The 1,764-nt window shown below is 69.7% G+C and carries 2 protein-coding genes; one reads left to right on the forward strand and one right to left on the reverse strand.

The window, feature by feature from the left end:
* On the reverse strand, positions 1-546 hold a 546-nt coding region (locus tag ACSQ2B_RS26705), incomplete at its 3' end, for an alcohol dehydrogenase catalytic domain-containing protein (RefSeq protein WP_436054453.1).
* 319 nt (positions 547-865) lie between these two features.
* On the opposite strand from ACSQ2B_RS26705, the gene ACSQ2B_RS26710 reads away from it, so the two are divergent.
* Positions 866-1,717, forward strand: a complete 852-nt coding sequence (locus tag ACSQ2B_RS26710) for an alpha/beta fold hydrolase (protein ID WP_436054454.1) — start codon at positions 866-868, stop codon at positions 1,715-1,717.
* The last annotated feature ends 47 nt before the right edge of the window (positions 1,718-1,764 follow it).

Below are 1,764 nucleotides of genomic sequence, written 5' to 3' on the forward strand. Positions count from 1 at the left end.
GGCCTTGCCCGACGAGGCCGCCACCGTGAAGCCGGCCTTGGCCAGGAGCGCGATCGCCACGCTGCCGACCCCGCCGGTGGCGCCGGTGACCAGCACCTCGCCCTTGTCCGGGGTGACGCCGGCCTTCACCAGCGCATCCACGCACAGCGCCGCCGTATAGCCCGCCGTGCCGATCGCCATCGCCTGGCGCGCCGTGATCCCGGCCGGCAGGGCGATCAGCCAGTCGCCCTTCAGCTTGGCCTTCTGGCCCAGCCCGCCCCAATGGGTCTCGCCGACGCCGAAGCCGTTCAGCACCACCTTGTCGCCGGCCTTCCAGTCGGCGTGGCTGCTCTCCAGCACCGTGCCGGCCAGGTCGATCCCCGGAACCATCGGCCACTTGCGCACGACCGGCGACTTGCCGGTGATCGCCAGGCCGTCCTTGTAGTTCAGCGTCGAATATTCGACCGCCACCACCACGTCGCCTTCCGGAAGCTGCGCCTCGTCCAGCTGCGTAACCTCGACGGTCTGGCCTTCGTCAGTCTTGCTGATGAGCAGAGCGGAGAACATGCGCGCTTGTCTTTCCCGATCGGAGCCTAAAGTCAGAGGCGGTCCAGTTGCACATTCGTCGGCCGAACGCCAGACGGCGTCCCCGAAGATCACCCCGGCGAACGATCGACAGCGTTGTCCAATAGGACGCCAACCGCCGATCCGGCGGCAAGGATGGCCCTCGCCGATCGAGCGCACAATCCGAGACGCTGCCCGGCCAGATCGACACAGAAAGGCGCCTAGATGGTGGCCGCCCTGGTCGCCGACCTGGCGCAAGCCTCTTGGCTCGCGGCCGTCACACGCTACCGTGGCGGCAACGAAAAGCGACGGGAGGACGATCATGGCGCGCACTGAGATCAACGGCATCGGCATCGAATACGAGGTGTTCGGCGAGGGTCCATTGGCCGTCATCACCCCCGGCGGACGCTTTTCCAAGGACACGCCCGGGATCCGCGAGCTGGCCCAGGACCTGGCGAAGGGCGGCCTGACCGCCGTCATCTGGGACCGGCCGAACTGCGGCGCGTCCGATCTCTGTTTCGAGGGCGAGTCGGAATCCATCCTCAACGCCGACGTGCTCGCCGAGCTGATCCGCCATCTCGGCCGGGGCCCCGCCTACCTCGTCGCCGGCTCGGCCGGATCGCGGGTCTCGCTGCTCGCCGCCACCCGGCGCCCGGACGTGGTCTCGCGCATGTTCCTGTTCTGGATCAGCGGCGGCGCCGTCTCGCTGGCGTCGCTCGGAACCTATTATTACGCGGGCCACGCGATCGCCGCGGCGACCGGCGGCATGGAGGCCGTGGCGGCCTTGCCGGACTGGCAGGAGCAGCTGGCGAAGAACCCGGGCGCCCGCGATCACCTGCTGGCGCAGGATCCCTGGACCTTCATCGACACCATGCAGCGCTGGTGCGCGGCCTTCTTCCCGACTCCCGGCTCGCCGGTGCCCGGCCTGTCCCCGGCCGAGGCCGCCAAGATGCAGGTTCCGGTGATGGTGCTGCGCAGCGGCAAGGTCGACCTCTACCACACCCGCGAAGTGAGCGAGGCGATGCAGCGGCTGATCCCCGGCGCCCAGATCGCCGAGCCGCCGTGGGGCGACGACGAATGGTACGTGCGCACGGACGCCCAGGCGCGGGGCGAAGGCCTGTTCGGCAACTGGCCGGCGCTGGTCCCGCAGATCCTCGAGTTCGCCCGCAGCTGAACGGACGGCGCCTGCGCTTGACGCCCCCGCCTTGGCGACGGGACGGC

Origin of the sequence: Phenylobacterium sp. LjRoot225 (assembly GCF_964252855.1) — a bacterium.
In the GTDB taxonomy this organism is placed as follows: domain Bacteria; phylum Pseudomonadota; class Alphaproteobacteria; order Caulobacterales; family Caulobacteraceae; genus Phenylobacterium.

Coding starts and splice junctions, on each gene's coding strand:
- ACSQ2B_RS26710 (WP_436054454.1), top strand. CDS start 866: ATGGCGCGCACTGAGATCAACGGCATCGGCATCGAATACGAGGTGTTC.